General features: G+C 55.2%; 12 protein-coding genes and 1 pseudogene. 11 read left to right on the top strand and 2 right to left on the bottom strand.

The features are described from left to right. Positions 1-73: 73 nt before the first annotated feature. The 10 genes and pseudogenes from M493_RS15490 (at position 74) to M493_RS15445 (ending at position 10870) form a co-directional block, all read left to right on the top strand. Positions 74-1543, top strand: coding sequence for a sensor histidine kinase (locus tag M493_RS15490; RefSeq protein WP_020961326.1), 1470 nt, complete (start codon positions 74-76; stop codon positions 1541-1543). Then, positions 1521-3062, top strand: a complete 1542-nt coding sequence (locus M493_RS15485) for a response regulator transcription factor (protein WP_020961325.1) — start codon at positions 1521-1523, stop codon at positions 3060-3062. The genes M493_RS15490 and M493_RS15485 overlap by 23 nt, the downstream gene beginning before the upstream one ends. 369 nt (positions 3063-3431) lie before the next feature. Next, positions 3432-4724: an ABC transporter substrate-binding protein gene (locus M493_RS15480; protein WP_020961324.1), complete on the top strand. Its 1293-nt coding sequence runs from the start codon at positions 3432-3434 to the stop codon at positions 4722-4724. A gap of 62 nt (positions 4725-4786) precedes the next feature. After that, the gene (locus M493_RS15475) at positions 4787-5758 is read left to right on the top strand and encodes a carbohydrate ABC transporter permease (RefSeq protein WP_020961323.1); all 972 of its coding nucleotides are present in this window, start codon (positions 4787-4789) and stop codon (positions 5756-5758) included. Further along, a complete protein-coding gene (locus M493_RS15470; RefSeq protein ID WP_020961322.1) occupies positions 5758-6579 on the top strand; it encodes a carbohydrate ABC transporter permease in 822 nt (273 codons plus the stop codon). The genes M493_RS15475 and M493_RS15470 overlap by 1 nt, the downstream gene beginning before the upstream one ends. A gap of 121 nt (positions 6580-6700) precedes the next feature. Further along, positions 6701-7048, top strand: a pseudogene (locus tag M493_RS15465) (DUF4351 domain-containing protein); the annotation flags it as partial. Positions 7049-7068: 20 nt separating this feature from the next. Further along, a complete protein-coding gene (locus M493_RS15460; protein WP_020961320.1) occupies positions 7069-7941 on the top strand; it encodes an ROK family protein in 873 nt (290 codons plus the stop codon). A gap of 274 nt (positions 7942-8215) precedes the next feature. Next, positions 8216-8356, top strand: a complete 141-nt coding sequence (locus M493_RS18745) for a hypothetical protein (protein WP_020961318.1) — start codon at positions 8216-8218, stop codon at positions 8354-8356. Then, positions 8349-9272, top strand: a complete 924-nt coding sequence (locus M493_RS15450) for a TetR/AcrR family transcriptional regulator (RefSeq protein WP_020961317.1) — start codon at positions 8349-8351, stop codon at positions 9270-9272. Before M493_RS18745 ends, M493_RS15450 begins: the two co-directional genes overlap by 8 nt. Next, positions 9257-10870 carry an MDR family MFS transporter gene (locus M493_RS15445; protein WP_020961316.1) on the top strand — a complete coding sequence of 538 codons (1614 nt, stop codon included), beginning with the start codon at positions 9257-9259 and terminating at the stop codon, positions 10868-10870. Before M493_RS15450 ends, M493_RS15445 begins: the two co-directional genes overlap by 16 nt. 178 nt (positions 10871-11048) lie before the next feature. On the opposite strand, the gene M493_RS15440 is transcribed toward M493_RS15445, so the two are convergent. Next, a complete protein-coding gene (locus M493_RS15440; protein ID WP_020961315.1) occupies positions 11049-11405 on the bottom strand; it encodes a DUF779 domain-containing protein in 357 nt (118 codons plus the stop codon). A 172-nt stretch (positions 11406-11577) separates the two neighbouring features. Here M493_RS15440 and M493_RS15435 point away from each other — a divergent pair, with 172 nt between their 5' ends. Next, entirely contained in the window at positions 11578-13014 is a 1437-nt protein-coding gene (locus M493_RS15435; protein ID WP_020961314.1) for a DDE-type integrase/transposase/recombinase, read from the top strand. A gap of 479 nt (positions 13015-13493) precedes the next feature. Here the strand turns inward: M493_RS15435 and adh are convergent, their stop codons facing one another. Beyond that, a complete protein-coding gene (gene adh / locus M493_RS15430; protein ID WP_020961312.1) occupies positions 13494-15014 on the bottom strand; it encodes an aldehyde dehydrogenase in 1521 nt (506 codons plus the stop codon). Positions 15015-15114: the final 100 nt, after the last annotated feature.

Below are 15114 nucleotides of genomic sequence, written 5' to 3'. Positions count from 1 at the left end.
AGGGAGTTTCCGGGGAAGAGCGGGCGGCGGCAAACCGATAAGGCTGCGGCGACAGCGGGGTGGGGAATAAGTGATGAACATTCGGACGAAGATGTTGCTTTGTTTTACTGTTTTTTTGTTGCTGTTAAACGGGGCTGTATTTCTTTTGTATCAAACGAGCGAAAAGATGATGAGCGACTACGACGATCGGATGCGCCGGCTGCTGCTGTTGAATGAAGTGTCGCAGCGGGCGAACCGGATGATGGAGCAGTTAAACGCCTATGTATCCGAGAAAGAAGGGCGCTACGTCCGGGCGTATGAGGAAGAATTCCGCTGGCTGCAGCAACGCCGCTCCGAGGCGGGCGGGGCGCTGTCCGCGCTGTCCGGCCGTCTCGCGGCAGAAAACTATGAACATATGATTGAAAGTTTGCTTGAAGAGGCGGCGCTGACCGTGTACCATTTTGAGGCGGGCAATATCAGCCTGTATTCCGACCACTTGCATGAAACGATGAACATTGCCTCCTTTTTGCAGGAAGAAACGCTTCATCTCATTGACGATGAACTGACTGCTTACCAGCATCAGTACGACGAAGTGGCGCGGCGCAACCGCTATTTTCGTTACATGGGGATGGGGTTGTTTGTGACGACCTTATGTCTTGGCGTGCTGCTCGCTGTGTTTTTCTCCGGCAGTTTGACAAAGCCGATCATCGAGCTAGCCCATGCGGCCCGGGCGATTGGCGCCGGGCGGCTGGACGGGCCGGATGTCGAGCCGGCGGCGAGCGATGAATTGCGGCTTCTTGCCGTGACGTTCAACGATATGCGCCGCAGCTTAAAGCAGCTGATTGCGGAAATGGAGCAAAAGGCTGAGCTTGACCGGCTTGTGAAGGAACTGGAGCTCAAAAGCTTGCAAAGCCAGATCAACCCGCATTTTTTGTTCAATACGCTCAATACCGTTTCCAAAATGGCATATTTGGAAGAGGCGGAACAAACATCGCGGCTGATTGAAGCGGTGGCGGCCATTTTGCGCTACAATTTGGGCGATTTGCAGCGGACGGTGACGCTTGCCGATGAGGTGCGCATCGCCCGTGAATATTTCTTCATTCAGCAGACGCGGTTTTTTGACCGGATCAAGTTTACGTTAGAGGCCGAACCATCTTGCCTCGGTCAACCCCTTCCACCGCTTACGCTGCAGCCGCTCATTGAAAATGCGTTCATTCATGGCATTGAGTCGTATGAACACGGAGCTGAGCTGGCGGTCACCATTTATGAACAAGATCGACGGATTATAGTGGAGGTAAAAGACAATGGCGTCGGCATGGACGGGCAGGTGAAAGCGGTGCTTGATGCGTTAATTCGCGGCGAAGAATGGTCGGTGCGCCGCGAACAAGGGCGCGGCCATTCGACCGGCATCGGCTTGCGCAACGTCATTCGCCGGCTGCAGCTGTTTTACGGGGTGATGGATGTGGCCGAAATCGAGTCTGCGTCAGGAAAAGGAACAACGGTGCGGCTGCGGCTGCCAAGATGGCAAGGGGGGATGCACGGTGAAAGTGGCGATCGTCGATGACGAGGCATTGGAGCGCAAAGCGCTGCGGAAAATGATCAACGACCGCCTTCCGCACGTCGAGGTGGTCGCTGAGGGCGCCAATGGGCGTGAGGCCATTGACATTGCCAAGCAATATCGTCCGGATGTGATGCTTATAGACATCAAAATGCCCGGCCTTGACGGATTGCAAGCGATCGAAGCGATTCGCCAAGCCGGCCTTGATCTCGAGTTCGTTATTGTGTCGGCGTTTGATTTGTTTGACTATGCGAAACAAGCGATGCGGTTTGGCGTCAAGGAATATTTATTAAAGCCGAGCCGGAAGGACGAGGTCATTTCCGCCTTGGAACGAGTCAGCCGGGAAGTGGCGGCCAGGCGGCAACACGAGGAAAACAATCGCCAACTGCAAGAGCAAATTCGTCGGTTGCAGACGCTCGTGGAAAATGAGTGGCTGTCCGTCCTCATGACGGAGGATGTATCAGCTGATGAGTGGGAGCGGTGGAAAGAATTGTTGCCGTTTTCGATCGCCTCGGGAATGTTCATGGTCATTCAGTTCCCGGATGCGGAGAGAGCTGACGAATGGAAGTCATGGGTGGACAAGCAGCTCAGCGAGCAAGCGTCAAGCCGCTATTTGCTCGGGCGGCTGGCGGGCCGGCGTCTGCCGGTCCTGTTTTTCCGTAGCCCTGCTGAGGGCGAGCCGGCTTGGAAGCCGATCATTCAGGCGTTGGCGCTCGATTTGGCGCGGCAGTTTTCAGCTCGGTGCGGCGATGTGCTGTATATCGGGCTCGGCTCCCCGGTTTTGCGCCTTGACCAACTTCGTTCCTCGTATTATGAGGCGCTGTCCGCCGCCCTGTATTACGCTGAACGGCAAAAAGCACAAGTGGGATTTTTGCCGGCGGAAGCGGCGCGCGCCGGTAGGGGGATCGAACGCGAGAAGCAGCTGTTTGAAGCGTTGCGCCTTGGCGACATCGGGCAGGCGCGGGTGGATTGTTTGGCGTATATAGACGAGCTGGCTTCTTCCTATTCACTAGCGGCCGCTGGGCGCAAGGCAGAAGAGACATTTGTATGGCTCGGGCGTCTTCTATCGGAGCTGGGCATTCATTACGAGCGGACTGCCTCGTTTTCTTCATGCCGGTCGGCATCGGAGTTGAAACGGGCGGCGCTCGATGAACTCGGCCGCATTGCCGCCGATCTCGATGCTTGGCGTCAGCAGCAAGCACACGGCAAACTCGGCAAAGCGAAAGATTACATCGACCGCCACTACGCCGAGCCGCTGACGCTCGATGATGTAGCTGAATACATCGGAATGAGCCCGTACTACTTCAGCAAACTATTCAAAGAACATTTCGGCGTCACGTTCATCGACTACGTGACGAACGTGCGCATCGAACGGGCGAGAGAGGCGCTTGCTCATACGGATCAAAGCTTAAAAGAAATTTGTTTTTCGGTCGGCTACAACGATCCCAACTATTTCAGCCGCGTCTTTAAAAAACAAACTGGCCTGTCGCCGAGTGAATACCGGAAAAAACTGCAGGCGCGTTGAACTCAAGAGTGTCGCCCCGGCAAGAAAGGGGGGTGGCTAGCGAATCGACAATTCGCATTCCGAGGCGGCTCCGGCAAGCAACACGCATGGCGGCCCATAGCAGGCGCATCACGCCAACGAAGCAGACGATTCCACTGTTAGGTCCACGCCTGCCGCGCAGCCCGCTCCCTGATCGGGAGACGGGGCTTTTTTGGCGCCCTTGAAGCGAAATGGCTGTCTGCTGTACCGTTTGCCTGACAGGAGAACAGAAAGCAAAAAAGTGAAGAAAAACGCAAAAAAGTGAAGAAATCAAGCCGCAAGTTACTGGGGAGAGAGTGCTACAATTTTTTATGAAAGGGGTTTCAAAAAAGAGGGAAAAGGGGGAGTATGATGAGAAAGAAAGCATCTGCATGGCTGGCGCTTGCGCTCGGAGTCGGGATGGCGCTGTCGGGTTGCAGTTCGAACTCTTCGTCCGGTGACGCCAAACAAGGCAGCCAAAAAGCAGAAGAGAAACTGGAGATTTTCAGCTGGTGGACGGGAGCCGGAGAGGAAGACGGCTTAAAAGCACTCATCAAACTATTCCAAGAAAAATATCCAGATATTGAAGTCGAAAACGCCGCGGTCGCCGGCGGGGCCGGGACGAACGCCAAGGCGGTCTTAGCGAGCCGCATGCAAGGGAACGACCCACCATCAACATTCCAAGTGCACGGCGGGGCGGAGCTCAATGAAGGCTGGGTGGCAGCTGGAAAAATGGAGCCGCTCAACGATTTATATGAGCAGGAAGGCTGGATGGACAAGTTCCCGAAAGCGTTGATTGACATGGTAAGCAAAGACGGCAACATTTACTCCGTTCCGGTCAATATTCACCGCGGCAACGTGCTCTGGTACAATAAAAAAATCTTTGCTGACAACGGGCTCCAGCCGCCGAAAACGTTCGATGAGTTTTTCCAAGTGGCGGACCAACTGAAAGCAAAAGGCATTACGCCGCTCGCCTTGGGCGACAAAGAGCCGTGGACAGCAACGCACCTGTTTGAAACGGTGCTGCTTGGCACGCTTGGAGCCGAGGAGTACAAAAAGCTTTGGACTGGCGAATTGGCCTTTGATGATCCAAACGTGAAGCAGGCGGTCGAGACGTTTAAGAAAATGCTCGGTTATATTAACGAAGACCATAGCTCGCGCAACTGGCAAGACGCCGCTCAGCTCGTTGCCGAAGGGAAAGCGGCGATGTATGTGATGGGCGACTGGACAAAAGGATACTTTGTCAACGACTTGAAATTAAAAGTGAATGAGGATTTTGGCTACATGCCAACGCCGAATACGGATGGAATGTTTATGGTCATCACCGATACGTTCGGTCTGCCGAAAGGCGTGAAAAATCCAGATGATGTGAAGAAGTTTTTAGCGGTGCTTGGCTCGGTGGAAGGGCAAGATGCGTTCAACCCGCTGAAAGGCTCGATTCCGGCCCGCATCGACGCCGATCCGTCCAAGTACGACGAATACGGCAAACAAACGATGCAAGATTTCAAAACGGCCGCATTAGCGCCAAGCTTGGCGCACGGATCGGCAGCGGCGGAAGGGTTTGTGACGAAAGTAAACCAAGCCATCAATATTTTCGTCACGCAAAAAGACGTCAACACATTTATCGACACCCTTGTGTCAGCAGCGGCGGAACTGAAGAAGTAACGAATGGAAAGGGGACGGGAGCCATTCTCTTCCCCTTTTCGTCATCATGAGGAGGGATCCTAGTGGAAACGGTCAACATCACGCCGGCTGAGAAGACCACGGCGGTTCCCGTCGCGCGGAAAAAGCGAAAATGGACGGCCGACCACTGGCTGGCCGCCGCGTTTTTGGCGCCGTCAGTCGTCCTCGTTTTCTTATTTGTGTACGGGTTTATCGCCTGGACCGGGTATGTGTCTTTAAGCAACTGGAATTCGCTCGTGCCGGATTGGTCGTTTGCCGGGTTGAAAAACTATTTGTATTTGTTTCATGATTTCCGCTTCCAAGCCGATTTGCGCAACACGTTTGTGTTTACGGTGCTGTTTATCACCGCCGTCATTGTGTTGGGACAATTGCTTGCTATTTTGCTTGATCAAAAGCTGCGCGGCGAGTCGCTGTTCCGCAACATTTTCTTTTTCCCAATGGCGTTGTCCTTTATTGTCACCGGGGTCGTGTGGCAATGGCTGTTCAACCCGTCGACGGGGGTGAACTTGTTTTTAAAGCCGCTCGGTTTGGATTCCAAATGGTATACGGACACGAATATCCTCGGCGCATTCCAGTGGGGAAAAATTGAATTTGGCATTCCTGTCGCCATCATTGCCGTTGTCGTGGCCGCTGTTTGGCAAATGACCGGTTTCGCGGTCGCGATGTATCTCGCCGGTTTGCGCGCCATTCCGGACGAGGTAAGGGAAGCGGCGCGGATGGACGGGGCGACCGAGTTTCAATTGTATTGGAAAATCATTTTGCCGCTGCTGCGGCCGATCACCGTCAGCGTCATCATCATCATGGCGCATATTTCGCTCAAAATTTTCGATTTGATTTACGCCATGACCGGGCCAGGGGCGAACTTTGTCACCGACGTGCCGGGCGTGTACATGTTTGAAACGACGTTCCGCGGCAACTACTATGCGAACGGGGCGGCGATCGCGATCGTGATGCTGCTGTCGGTCGCCATCTTTATCGTTCCGTATCTCATCTCAAGCCGGAAGGGGGGATCGTGATGGCGAGATCCGTGTGGGCGCGGCCGTTGTTGTACGCATTGGCCATCGCCATGAGCGTGTTTTTCCTCATGCCGGTGTATGTCATGGTCGCCACGAGCTTGAAGCCGCTTGATGAAGTGACACTGGCCGATATGTGGAAGCTGCCGTCAACGATCGATTGGAGCAGCTACGTGACAGCGTTTGACAAGCTTGCCCCAAACTTTTGGAACTCGATTTTGCTCGTCGTACCGGCGACGCTGCTCTCCGCCCTGCTTGGGGCGCTCAACGGCTACGTGCTGTCGAAATGGAAGTTTAAAGGAGCGGATACGCTCTTTACGCTCATTTTGTTCGGCATGTTCATTCCGTATCAAAGCATTCTCATTCCGCTCATCCAGTTTTTGCGCGAAATCGGGTTGTACAACACGATTCCGGGGCTCGTGTTCGTCCATGTCGTCTACGGCATTCCGATTACGACGCTCATGTTCCGCAATTTTTATGCGGCCATTCCGGATGAGATGATTGAATCAGCGAAAATCGACGGCGCCGGGTTTGTCCGCATTTTTCGTTACATCATGCTTCCGCTGTCCATCACCGGATTTGTCGTCGTGGCGATCTGGCAGTTTACGAACATTTGGAACGAGTTTTTGTTTGCGGTGACGATCACGACATCCGACAAACAGCCGATCATGGTCGCCTTGCAAAATCTATCCGGCAGCCAAATCGTCCAATGGAACGTGCAAATGGCAGGCGCCTTGCTTGCTGCGCTGCCGACGTTGCTTGTGTACATCTTCCTCGGCAAATACTTCGTCCGCGGCCTGCTTGCCGGTTCGGTGAAGGGATGAGCCGCGAAAAAGGAAAGGGATTCGTCGTGCGGACCTTATGGCGGCCTCGCCGTTTTTCGCTGCGGCTGTCTGCGCTAGAAGGCCATCGCTTCTTAGAGATGGGATGCGTATACAGGTGTGGGAGAGGGTGTCCCTTTGGTTTAGGGACATCTTCTTTTTTGGGGAAAGAAGGATTTTGTTTCTCGATGAACCGTCCTCGTTCACCATCCGGTTTCCGTTCCTCGCCGCTGCCGATTTCCGCTTTCTCACCGTTGGCCTGCGCAAGCGGCTAGGGCGTGAGTACATTCGCCGCGACAATCCGGTCGCGGACGCCTTGTTAAGCAAAATGAGGTATAATGAAAGAGTGGCAGTGAAACGGGAATTTTTGCGCCTGTCCGTCCGCCTGGAGCTTGATGAGGCGAAACAGCGGCTGTTGGTTGGGTTGTTCGAGACGTATTTGCGCTTGTCTGAGGAAGAGGAACGTCAATTGTGAAAGGAAGGGAAATCCGTATGATACTCGGAGCCATTGAAGCCGGAGGCACAAAATTTGTCTGCGCCGTCGGCGATGAACAAGGGAACATTCATGAGCGGGCGGTGTTTCCGACGACGGTGCCGGAAGAAACGATGGCGCATGTTATCGATTTTTTCCGCCCGCACAACGTGGAGGCGATCGGGATCGGGTCGTTCGGCCCGGTTGATTTGCGCCCGGGCAGCCCGACGTATGGGTACATTACGAGCACACCGAAACAGGTGTGGCGAAACTTCGATTTTGTCGGGGCGATGAAGCGGCATTTTCCGGTGCCGATCGGCTTTGACACCGATGTCAACGCCGCAGCGCTCGGCGAGCAGCGCTGGGGGGCGGCGCGGGGGCTTGACAGCTGCCTGTACATAACGGTCGGAACAGGCATCGGCGTCGGGGCGATTGTCGAAGGGCGGCTGCTGCACGGGCTGCTTCATCCGGAGATGGGGCATATTCTTGTCCGCCGCCACCCGGATGACGCGTTTGCCGGCGTCTGCCCGTACCATGGCGACTGTTTGGAAGGGATGGCGTCCGGCCCCGCGATAGAGCGGCGCTGGGGGAAAAAGGGCGTGGAACTTGCCGATCGAGACGAGGTATGGGAGCTCGAGGCGTTTTACTTGGCCCAAGCGGTCGCGAACTACATTCTCGTTTTATCGCCGGAAAAAGTGATCGTAGGCGGCGGCGTGATGAAGCAGACGCACGTGTTGCCGCTTGTGCGCCGCTATGTGCAGGAACTGCTCAACGGGTATGTCGAGCACGAGATGATTTTGCGACGGATTGATGAATATATTGTCCTTCCGGGGCTTGGCGACAACGCCGGCATTGCAGGTGCGTTGGCGCTCGCCGCTGCGGCTAGAGGATGAACCCAGCCGGCCGTCCATGTCGTATGAAGGCATGGGCGGCCGGTTTTGTTGAACAAATCGATAGGCGCATTTCGCTTTCCTTTGGCATGAGCGCTGCTTATCAAGATGCGTATATTTTTCTAGAACAGGCTTTGTTTGACCAACGGTTCAAAAAAACAGATTAACGTATGACTGAGTAGTCATAACTAACGTCGTTTTGGTTGCATGAACGGATGCTAGTCGTTTATAATAACGGTGACCGATTGGTCAGCGTAAAAAATGGAGGCGAGAAGGAATGGCTGATGTTCAGCGGTTGGTCGAATGGCTTCAGCGCCGTCATGTGCGTGCTAGCTTGGTGAAGCCGCGCGTTTCGTTGCCGTCGTACCAGCAATGGCTGGAAGTGAACGGGAAAGGGATGGACGGCTGCCATGGATGAACGGCGCGTTCGCTTTATTGAAACCGCAATGAAACTGTTTGCGGAAAAAGGGTACCATGCGACCTCGATTCAAGACTTGGTTGAGGCGTGGGGCATTTCCAAAGGGGCGTTTTACCATCACTTCGCTTCGAAGGAAGAGCTGCTTCTTGCTGTGCTTCGCTATTACAGCGAAAAAATGGTGGCCGATTTCACGGCATCCGGCGGGGACGGCCCGGAAAAGGAGCGGTTCATCCGCCAGTTGACGGCCCATTTCTCCCACATTCGCGAATACAAAGACTTTTTGCGCATGATCGTGTCCGAACAGTTGCCGAAAGTCAATCCAGAGGTGGAGCGGTATATGTTCCGCCAGCATGGGCGCTTGTTTTTGTGGTATTGCGCCCGTCTGATAGACGTATACGGCGAGGGAGTCAAGCCGTACGTGTATGACGTGGCGATGATCACGAACGGCATGATCCGCCAATACTTGTTTTTCTTCTTTTTCCGTGATGACGCCTTTGATGCGGAAGAAGCCGCGCGCTTTCTTGTGCGCCGTCTCGATGCGATCGTCGCGAGTTTCGCGGCGGATGAGCGCCCGCTTTTGACCGAAGAGTCGATCGCGCCATGGATGGAGCTCGAGGAGCGTGAGCGGAAAAAACAGCGGGAGCGGCTCACTGCGGCATTCGTCGCGGTTCGCGAGGCGGCCGCGGAGCTGGAGCCGGTTCAGGCGGAGGAAGTGCGCGGAGCGGCCGCAGCGCTTGAGGAAGAACTGTTTCGGCAAGATGGACCGCCAAGGGCGTATCTTGTTGACGCGCTCATGTTGTATTTGCGTCATCAACAAGCGCCTTCGCTCGCCGCAGCGGTCGATGCGCTGAGCGAAGAAATCAACACGTATGAACGACTTCACCGATGGGAGAGGGAAACATGGAAAAAGCAATAGCGGCGCCGGCAAGCACGATCCGCCATCGCCCGCTGCTCATTACCGGGCTGATCATTGCCATGTTGTTTGCGGCGTTGGACGGGACGATTGTCGGAACGGCGATGCCGCGCATTGTCGGCGAGCTCGGCGGACTGGGCGTCATGACGTGGCTGACGACGGCGTATATGCTCACGTCAACGACAGTCGTGCCGATCGCCGGCAAGCTCGCCGACTTATTGGGCCGGCGGATTGTCTATGTGAGCGGATTGGTCATTTTTATGATTGGTTCCGCGCTGTGCGGCATGGCGGACGATATGACCGAGCTCATCCTTTACCGCGGCATTCAAGGATTGGGCGGCGGGATTATGATGCCGATGGCTATGGTCGTCATCGGCGACGTGTTCACCGGCAAAGAGCGGGCGAAATGGCAAGGGGTGTTTGGCGGCTTGTACGGCCTCGCCTCGGTGCTGGGACCGCAAGTCGGCGGGTTTATCGTCGACCATTTGAACTGGCGCTGGGTGTTTTACATCAACTTGCCGGTCGGCATTTTAGCGACGGTGTTGATTGCGATGGGATTAAGCAAATATAAAGCCGAAGGGCCGGTCAAATTCGATATCGCGGGGATGGCGACCTTGACCGTCGGCGTGGTGAGTTTGCTTCTCGGATTGACGTTCGGCGGCGACCGGTATCCGTGGGGCTCGTGGCAAATCGTCTCGCTGTTTGCGGCGTCGGTCCTCGCTTTTGCCTTGTTCATTTGGGCGGAAAAGCGGGCGGAAGAGCCGATCATCCCGCTTTGGCTGTTCCGTCATCGGACGTTTACATTGCTCAATGCGATCGGCTTTTTTATGAGCGTCGGCATGTTTGGCGCCATTATGTTTGTGCCGTTTTTTATGCAAGGCATCATCGGCGTGAGCGCCACCGAGTCAGGGACGATCATGACGCCGATGATGATCACGATGATTATCGGCAGCGTCCTTGGCGGGCGGCTTGTGTACCGGATCGGCGTGAAACCGCAGCTTATCATCGGCATGGCCATTATGGCCGCGGCTTTTGGTTTGCTTGGCACCATGGGCGTTGACACATCGAAATGGACGGCGACGGTGTACATGATTATTCTCGGCCTTGGCACCGGGCTTGTGATGCCGATTTTGACGCTTGCGTTGCAAGAAAGCTTTCCGAAATCGGAGCTTGGCGTCGTGACGTCATCGAGCCAATTTTTCCGCTCGATCGGCGGGACGTTCGGCATGACGGTGCTTGGCGCCATCATGAACCATCGTTCGAGCGCTTTGCTCGATGAGCGGCTCATGCCGAAGCTTGAAGCGCTCCCGGCGCAAGCGAAAGGGCTTGTTGACCGTTTTGCCGACATGATCCATACCGATCCGCAAGGGCTGTATTCGCTGTTGTTAAGCCCGGAGGCGATGGCGAAAATTCCGGCGCCGCTGCGGGAGATGTTCGTGCCGGTGTTGAAGCAGTCGCTTGTCGATTCGCTCCAAGCCGTCTTTTGGTTCGGGCTCGCCTTTATTGCGATCGGCTTGCTTTTCGTATTCGGCTTGAAGCGGATTGTCTTGTCCGATCGGGTTGAAGCGGTGAAGACGTTGAACCAGGCGGAACATGAATGAGGAGCATGGCGGCCCGTCTCGCTTGCGAACGAGGCGGCCGCCTTTTCGTTCTGACCGGCGGCCAAGCGCCGGGGCGTCCGAAGGAGAACGGAAGCGGTCTTCCTTATACGGCTTATGAGGGGCGAACGCCTGGCGCCGATGGTGCGGCCGTTTTCTTCTGGCGGTTGGCCCTTGATGGCTACTTCTCGCCCGTCTCGTTTTGGCCGAAGACGCGCGAGCGGGTGAGGAAGCGGACTCCCTCTGGCCCTTCGAGGGAAAACATGCCGCCGCGCCCGGGAACGACGTCGATGATCAGCTGCGTATGCTTCCAATATTCGTATTGCGCCTTGGCGATATAAAACGGACAGCCGCCGATTTCGCCGAGCAGCACGTCGGAATCGCCGACGATCAGCTCGCCGAGCGGGTAGCACATCGGCGAGCTGCCGTCGCAGCAGCCGCCGGATTGGTGAAACATGAGCGGGCCGTATTTCGCTTTCAGTTTTTCAATCAACGCCAACGCCGCTTCGGTGGCGATGACTTTCGGTTCATCAATCATCGGATGCACCTCCTTTCGCATCACGGTATTGTCAAAAGTTTATCCTCCACACTCACGATTTTCCCTTGAGTTTCAACGGTCGGAAGAAAAAAAGCTTGCCACCCCCATTGTTTTGGGCCATCATAGAGGTAACCACACACTCAACAGCCAAAACAAAGAAGGAGTGACAAGCTTGTTACCTCAATTATTAGCCTATTTGCTCGAAATAATCAAGACCCAATATCAAATCATTGTGTATTTGATGGGTGTGATCGTGGGAAAATCCTTGAATCTTGATGACTTGGACGAACCCGTCCAAAAACCCTATCGGAAACTCCAGGTCGATGACCTTCCGATCATCGATGTACCGGAAACCCTTGACTACCGGAAGCTGTTGACGGACTACGAGGCGCAGCACGGCCGTCCTTTGCGGCCCGTTCAGCGCCGGACGAAGGCGAAACACCGTGTTCCGGATTCCTTGACCTGCCCTCGCTGCCAGGCGCCATCATCCTATCTGTACGCCAACAATGGCGGGAACGGGCAATACCAATGCAAAGTGTGCCAGTGCCGGTTCAACCACCAGAACCGGTTCACCAAGCAAGCGGTCTTTCGTTGCCCGCACTGCAAAAAGACGCTGGAGAAAATCAAGGAACGCAAAGAATACAACATCTACAAGTGCAAGAACAACGACTGCCCGTTTTACCAGGCCAACCTTCGCCGGATGACGAACAAGGAGCGCCAACGTTTCAAACAGGATCCACAGGCCTTCAAGGTGCGGTATTTGTTTCGAGAGTTCTTGTTTGACTTTCTCCCGGTGGCTCCATCATCGCCCGTCAAGCCGAAGGTCGATTTGTCCCGGCTGGCTGCGTCGCCGCACATTCTGGGGCTGGTGTTGACGTACCATGTCAACTTTGGCATGTCTTCCCGCATGACGGCAGCGGCCATGAAGGATCTTCACGGCGTGTCGATCTCTCATCAGACGGTGCTCAACTATGCCAACAGCGTCGCGCTCTTGATGAAGCCCTTTGTCGACCGGTTCCCGTATGAGCTGTCCGGCTCGTTCTGCGGGGACGAGACGTATATTCGGGTGAAAGGCCGTTGGCATTATCTGTTCTTCATGTTCGATGCGGTGAAAAAGATCGTGCTGTCGTATCGCGTCTCCCCCAACCGGGACACGCTCTCGGCCATCCAGGCCTGTGATGACGTCCTGCGAAAGCTGCCGTCCATCCCGGACGACTTGTCGTTTGTCGTCGACGGCAATCCCATTTACCTGCTGGCGCAGCACTTCTTTGCCCAGCACGGGATCCTGTTCGATGTCCGCCAGGTAATCGGGCTGACCAATGAGGATCCAGTGTCCGAGGAATTCCGTCCACTCAAACAAATCATCGAGCGATTCAACCGGACGTTTAAAGGCAACTACCGACCGACTCACGGGTTTGGTGCGGAAGAAGGCTCGGTGTCCTTTGTCACACTGTTTGTGGCGTATTTCAACTTCCTGCGCCCACACAGCGCGCTCGAAGGCCGGGTGCCGGTTGTCATCCCGGAACTGGCGGATCTTCCGCATATGCCGGCCCGGTGGACGAAGCTGATCGCCATGGCCCAAGCATTTCTCCAACAAGAGGCGGCCTGACTTTTTTGTCCGCCGGAGCCCGTTGAACAGAACTCCTGCCGGATTCGGCGAAGCGAACCCTTGACCAACCGAACACCGCCAAAGGTAAAATTCGGTCATGGCAAGGGCGGCTTTCCTATGCCCTCTTTTTTGTCCCCGTCGCCCTTGACGACTCTTTCTCACCTTTGGCGGGTGTTGGTCAAGGGCGAATCCGGCTCCAAGGATGCCTCACGATGCTCCATGGGATGGCCTGTGTGGAGTTTTCATAGAACTTTTGACGCTACCCGCATCACGGCCAAAGACAGGCATTGCTCATCGCGGCTGCACTTGATTTCTCGAATGGAATGAGGAATGATGGCTTCGTTGTTTGGTCCATTTCATACAGATAATAAGGTGAATCAAAAGGTGCTTGCACGGTTTTGGTGGCGGCAGGTGCAACAGGGGCAAAAAGGCAGCGCTCCGGCGCTGCCTTTTGCCGTGAAAGAGCAGGTGGGTCAATGTTAGAACAAGCCGAGTTTTTTCGGCGAATAGCTGACGAGCAAGTTTTTCGTTTGTTGGTAATGGTCAAGCATCATTTTGTGCGTTTCGCGGCCGATGCCGGACATTTTGTAGCCGCCAAACGCCGCGTGGGCCGGATAGACGTGGTAGCAGTTCGTCCAGACGCGGCCGGCTTGGATGCCGCGGCCGAACCGGTATGCGGTGTTCATGTCGCGCGTCCAGACGCCGGCGCCAAGGCCGTACAGCGTCTCATTGGCGATCGAAAGCGCTTCGTCTTGGTCTTTAAAGGTGGTGACGGCTAACACAGGGCCGAAAATTTCTTCTTGGAAAATGCGCATTTTGTTATGCCCTTTGAAGATCGTCGGCTTGACGTAATAGCCGCCGGAAAGTTCTCCTTCGAGCATGTTCCGCTCGCCGCCGATCAAAAGTTCAGCGCCTTCTTGCTTCCCGATGTCGATGTACGACAAGATTTTCTCCAGTTGTTCTGATGACGCTTGCGCCCCGATCATCGTTTCGGTGTCGAGCGGGTTTCCTTGTTTAATTTGCTTGACGCGCTCAAGCGCCCGCTCCATAAAGGCGTCGTAAATCGACTCGTGAATGAGGGCGCGCGACGGGCATGTGCACACTTCGCCTTGGTTTAAAGCGAACATTGTAAACCCTTCAAGCGCTTTATCGAGAAACTCGTCATCTTTGTCCATGACATCAGCGAAGAAAATGTTCGGGGACTTGCCGCCAAGTTCCAATGTGACCGGCACAATGTTTTGTGAAGCGTATTGCATGATGAGGCGTCCGGTCGTCGTTTCGCCGGTGAACGCCACTTTCGCCACGCGCGGGTTCGAGGCGAGCGGTTTTCCGGCTTCTAAGCCAAAGCCGTTCACGATGTTGACGACACCAGGTGGAAGCAAATCTTCGATGAGTTCGATGAGGACGAGGATCGATGTCGGCGTTTGTTCCGCCGGTTTCAAGACGACGCAGTTGCCTGCGGCCAATGCCGGGGCGAGTTTCCACGCCGCCATGAGAATCGGGAAGTTCCACGGGATGATTTGCCCGACGACGCCGAGCGGTTCTTTGAAGTGATAAGCAACGGTGTTATGGTCGATTTCGGAAATCGCGCCTTCTTGTGCGCGGATGCAGCTGGCGAAATAGCGGAAATGGTCGATGGCGAGCGGAATGTCAGCCGCCAGCGTTTCGCGGATCGGCTTGCCGTTTTCCCACGTCTCCGCGACCGCGAGCATTTCCAAGTTTTCTTCCATCCGGTCGGCGATTTTGTTCAGCAAACGGGCGCGCTCGGCCGGAGACGTGCGCCCCCATGCCTCTTTGGCCGCATGGGCGGCGTCAAGCGCCAGCTCGATGTCCGCCGCTTTCGAGCGCGGCACTTCGCAATACGGTTTTCCGGTGATCGGCGTAATGTTTTCAAAATATTCGCCGTCGACCGGCGGCACCCATTTGCCGCCAATGAAGTTTTCGTAGCGCGTTTTGAACGTGACAAGCGCGCCTGGCTGGCCTGGTTGTGCGTAGATCATCCCCGATTCCTCCTTCAATTGATTTTGTATTCGCTTACATTGGGGGAATATTTAGAAAATTCCTCCCGATGATTAGGGTAGCATGGCTGGACAATATTGT

The organism is Geobacillus genomosp. 3, from assembly GCF_000445995.2.
In the GTDB taxonomy this organism is placed as follows: Bacteria; Bacillota; Bacilli; order Bacillales; family Anoxybacillaceae; genus Geobacillus.
The sequence above is the reverse complement of the archived record's forward strand: the minus strand, read 5'-3'. Positions and strand labels throughout refer to the sequence as shown.

Excerpts from the sequence above, each read along its gene's own strand:
- M493_RS15490 (WP_020961326.1), top strand. The coding sequence starts at position 74 with ATGAACATTCGGACGAAGATGTTGCTTTGTTTTACTGTTTTTTTGTTG.
- M493_RS15480 (WP_020961324.1), top strand. The coding sequence starts at position 3,432 with ATGAGAAAGAAAGCATCTGCATGGCTGGCGCTTGCGCTCGGAGTCGGG.
- M493_RS15470 (WP_020961322.1), top strand. The coding sequence starts at position 5,758 with ATGGCGAGATCCGTGTGGGCGCGGCCGTTGTTGTACGCATTGGCCATC.
- M493_RS15460 (WP_020961320.1), top strand. The coding sequence starts at position 7,069 with ATGATACTCGGAGCCATTGAAGCCGGAGGCACAAAATTTGTCTGCGCC.
- M493_RS18745 (WP_020961318.1), top strand. The coding sequence starts at position 8,216 with ATGGCTGATGTTCAGCGGTTGGTCGAATGGCTTCAGCGCCGTCATGTG.
- M493_RS15450 (WP_020961317.1), top strand. The coding sequence starts at position 8,349 with ATGGATGAACGGCGCGTTCGCTTTATTGAAACCGCAATGAAACTGTTT.
- M493_RS15445 (WP_020961316.1), top strand. The coding sequence starts at position 9,257 with ATGGAAAAAGCAATAGCGGCGCCGGCAAGCACGATCCGCCATCGCCCG.
- M493_RS15440 (WP_020961315.1), bottom strand. The coding sequence starts at position 11,405 with ATGATTGATGAACCGAAAGTCATCGCCACCGAAGCGGCGTTGGCGTTG.
- adh (WP_020961312.1), bottom strand. The coding sequence starts at position 15,014 with ATGATCTACGCACAACCAGGCCAGCCAGGCGCGCTTGTCACGTTCAAA.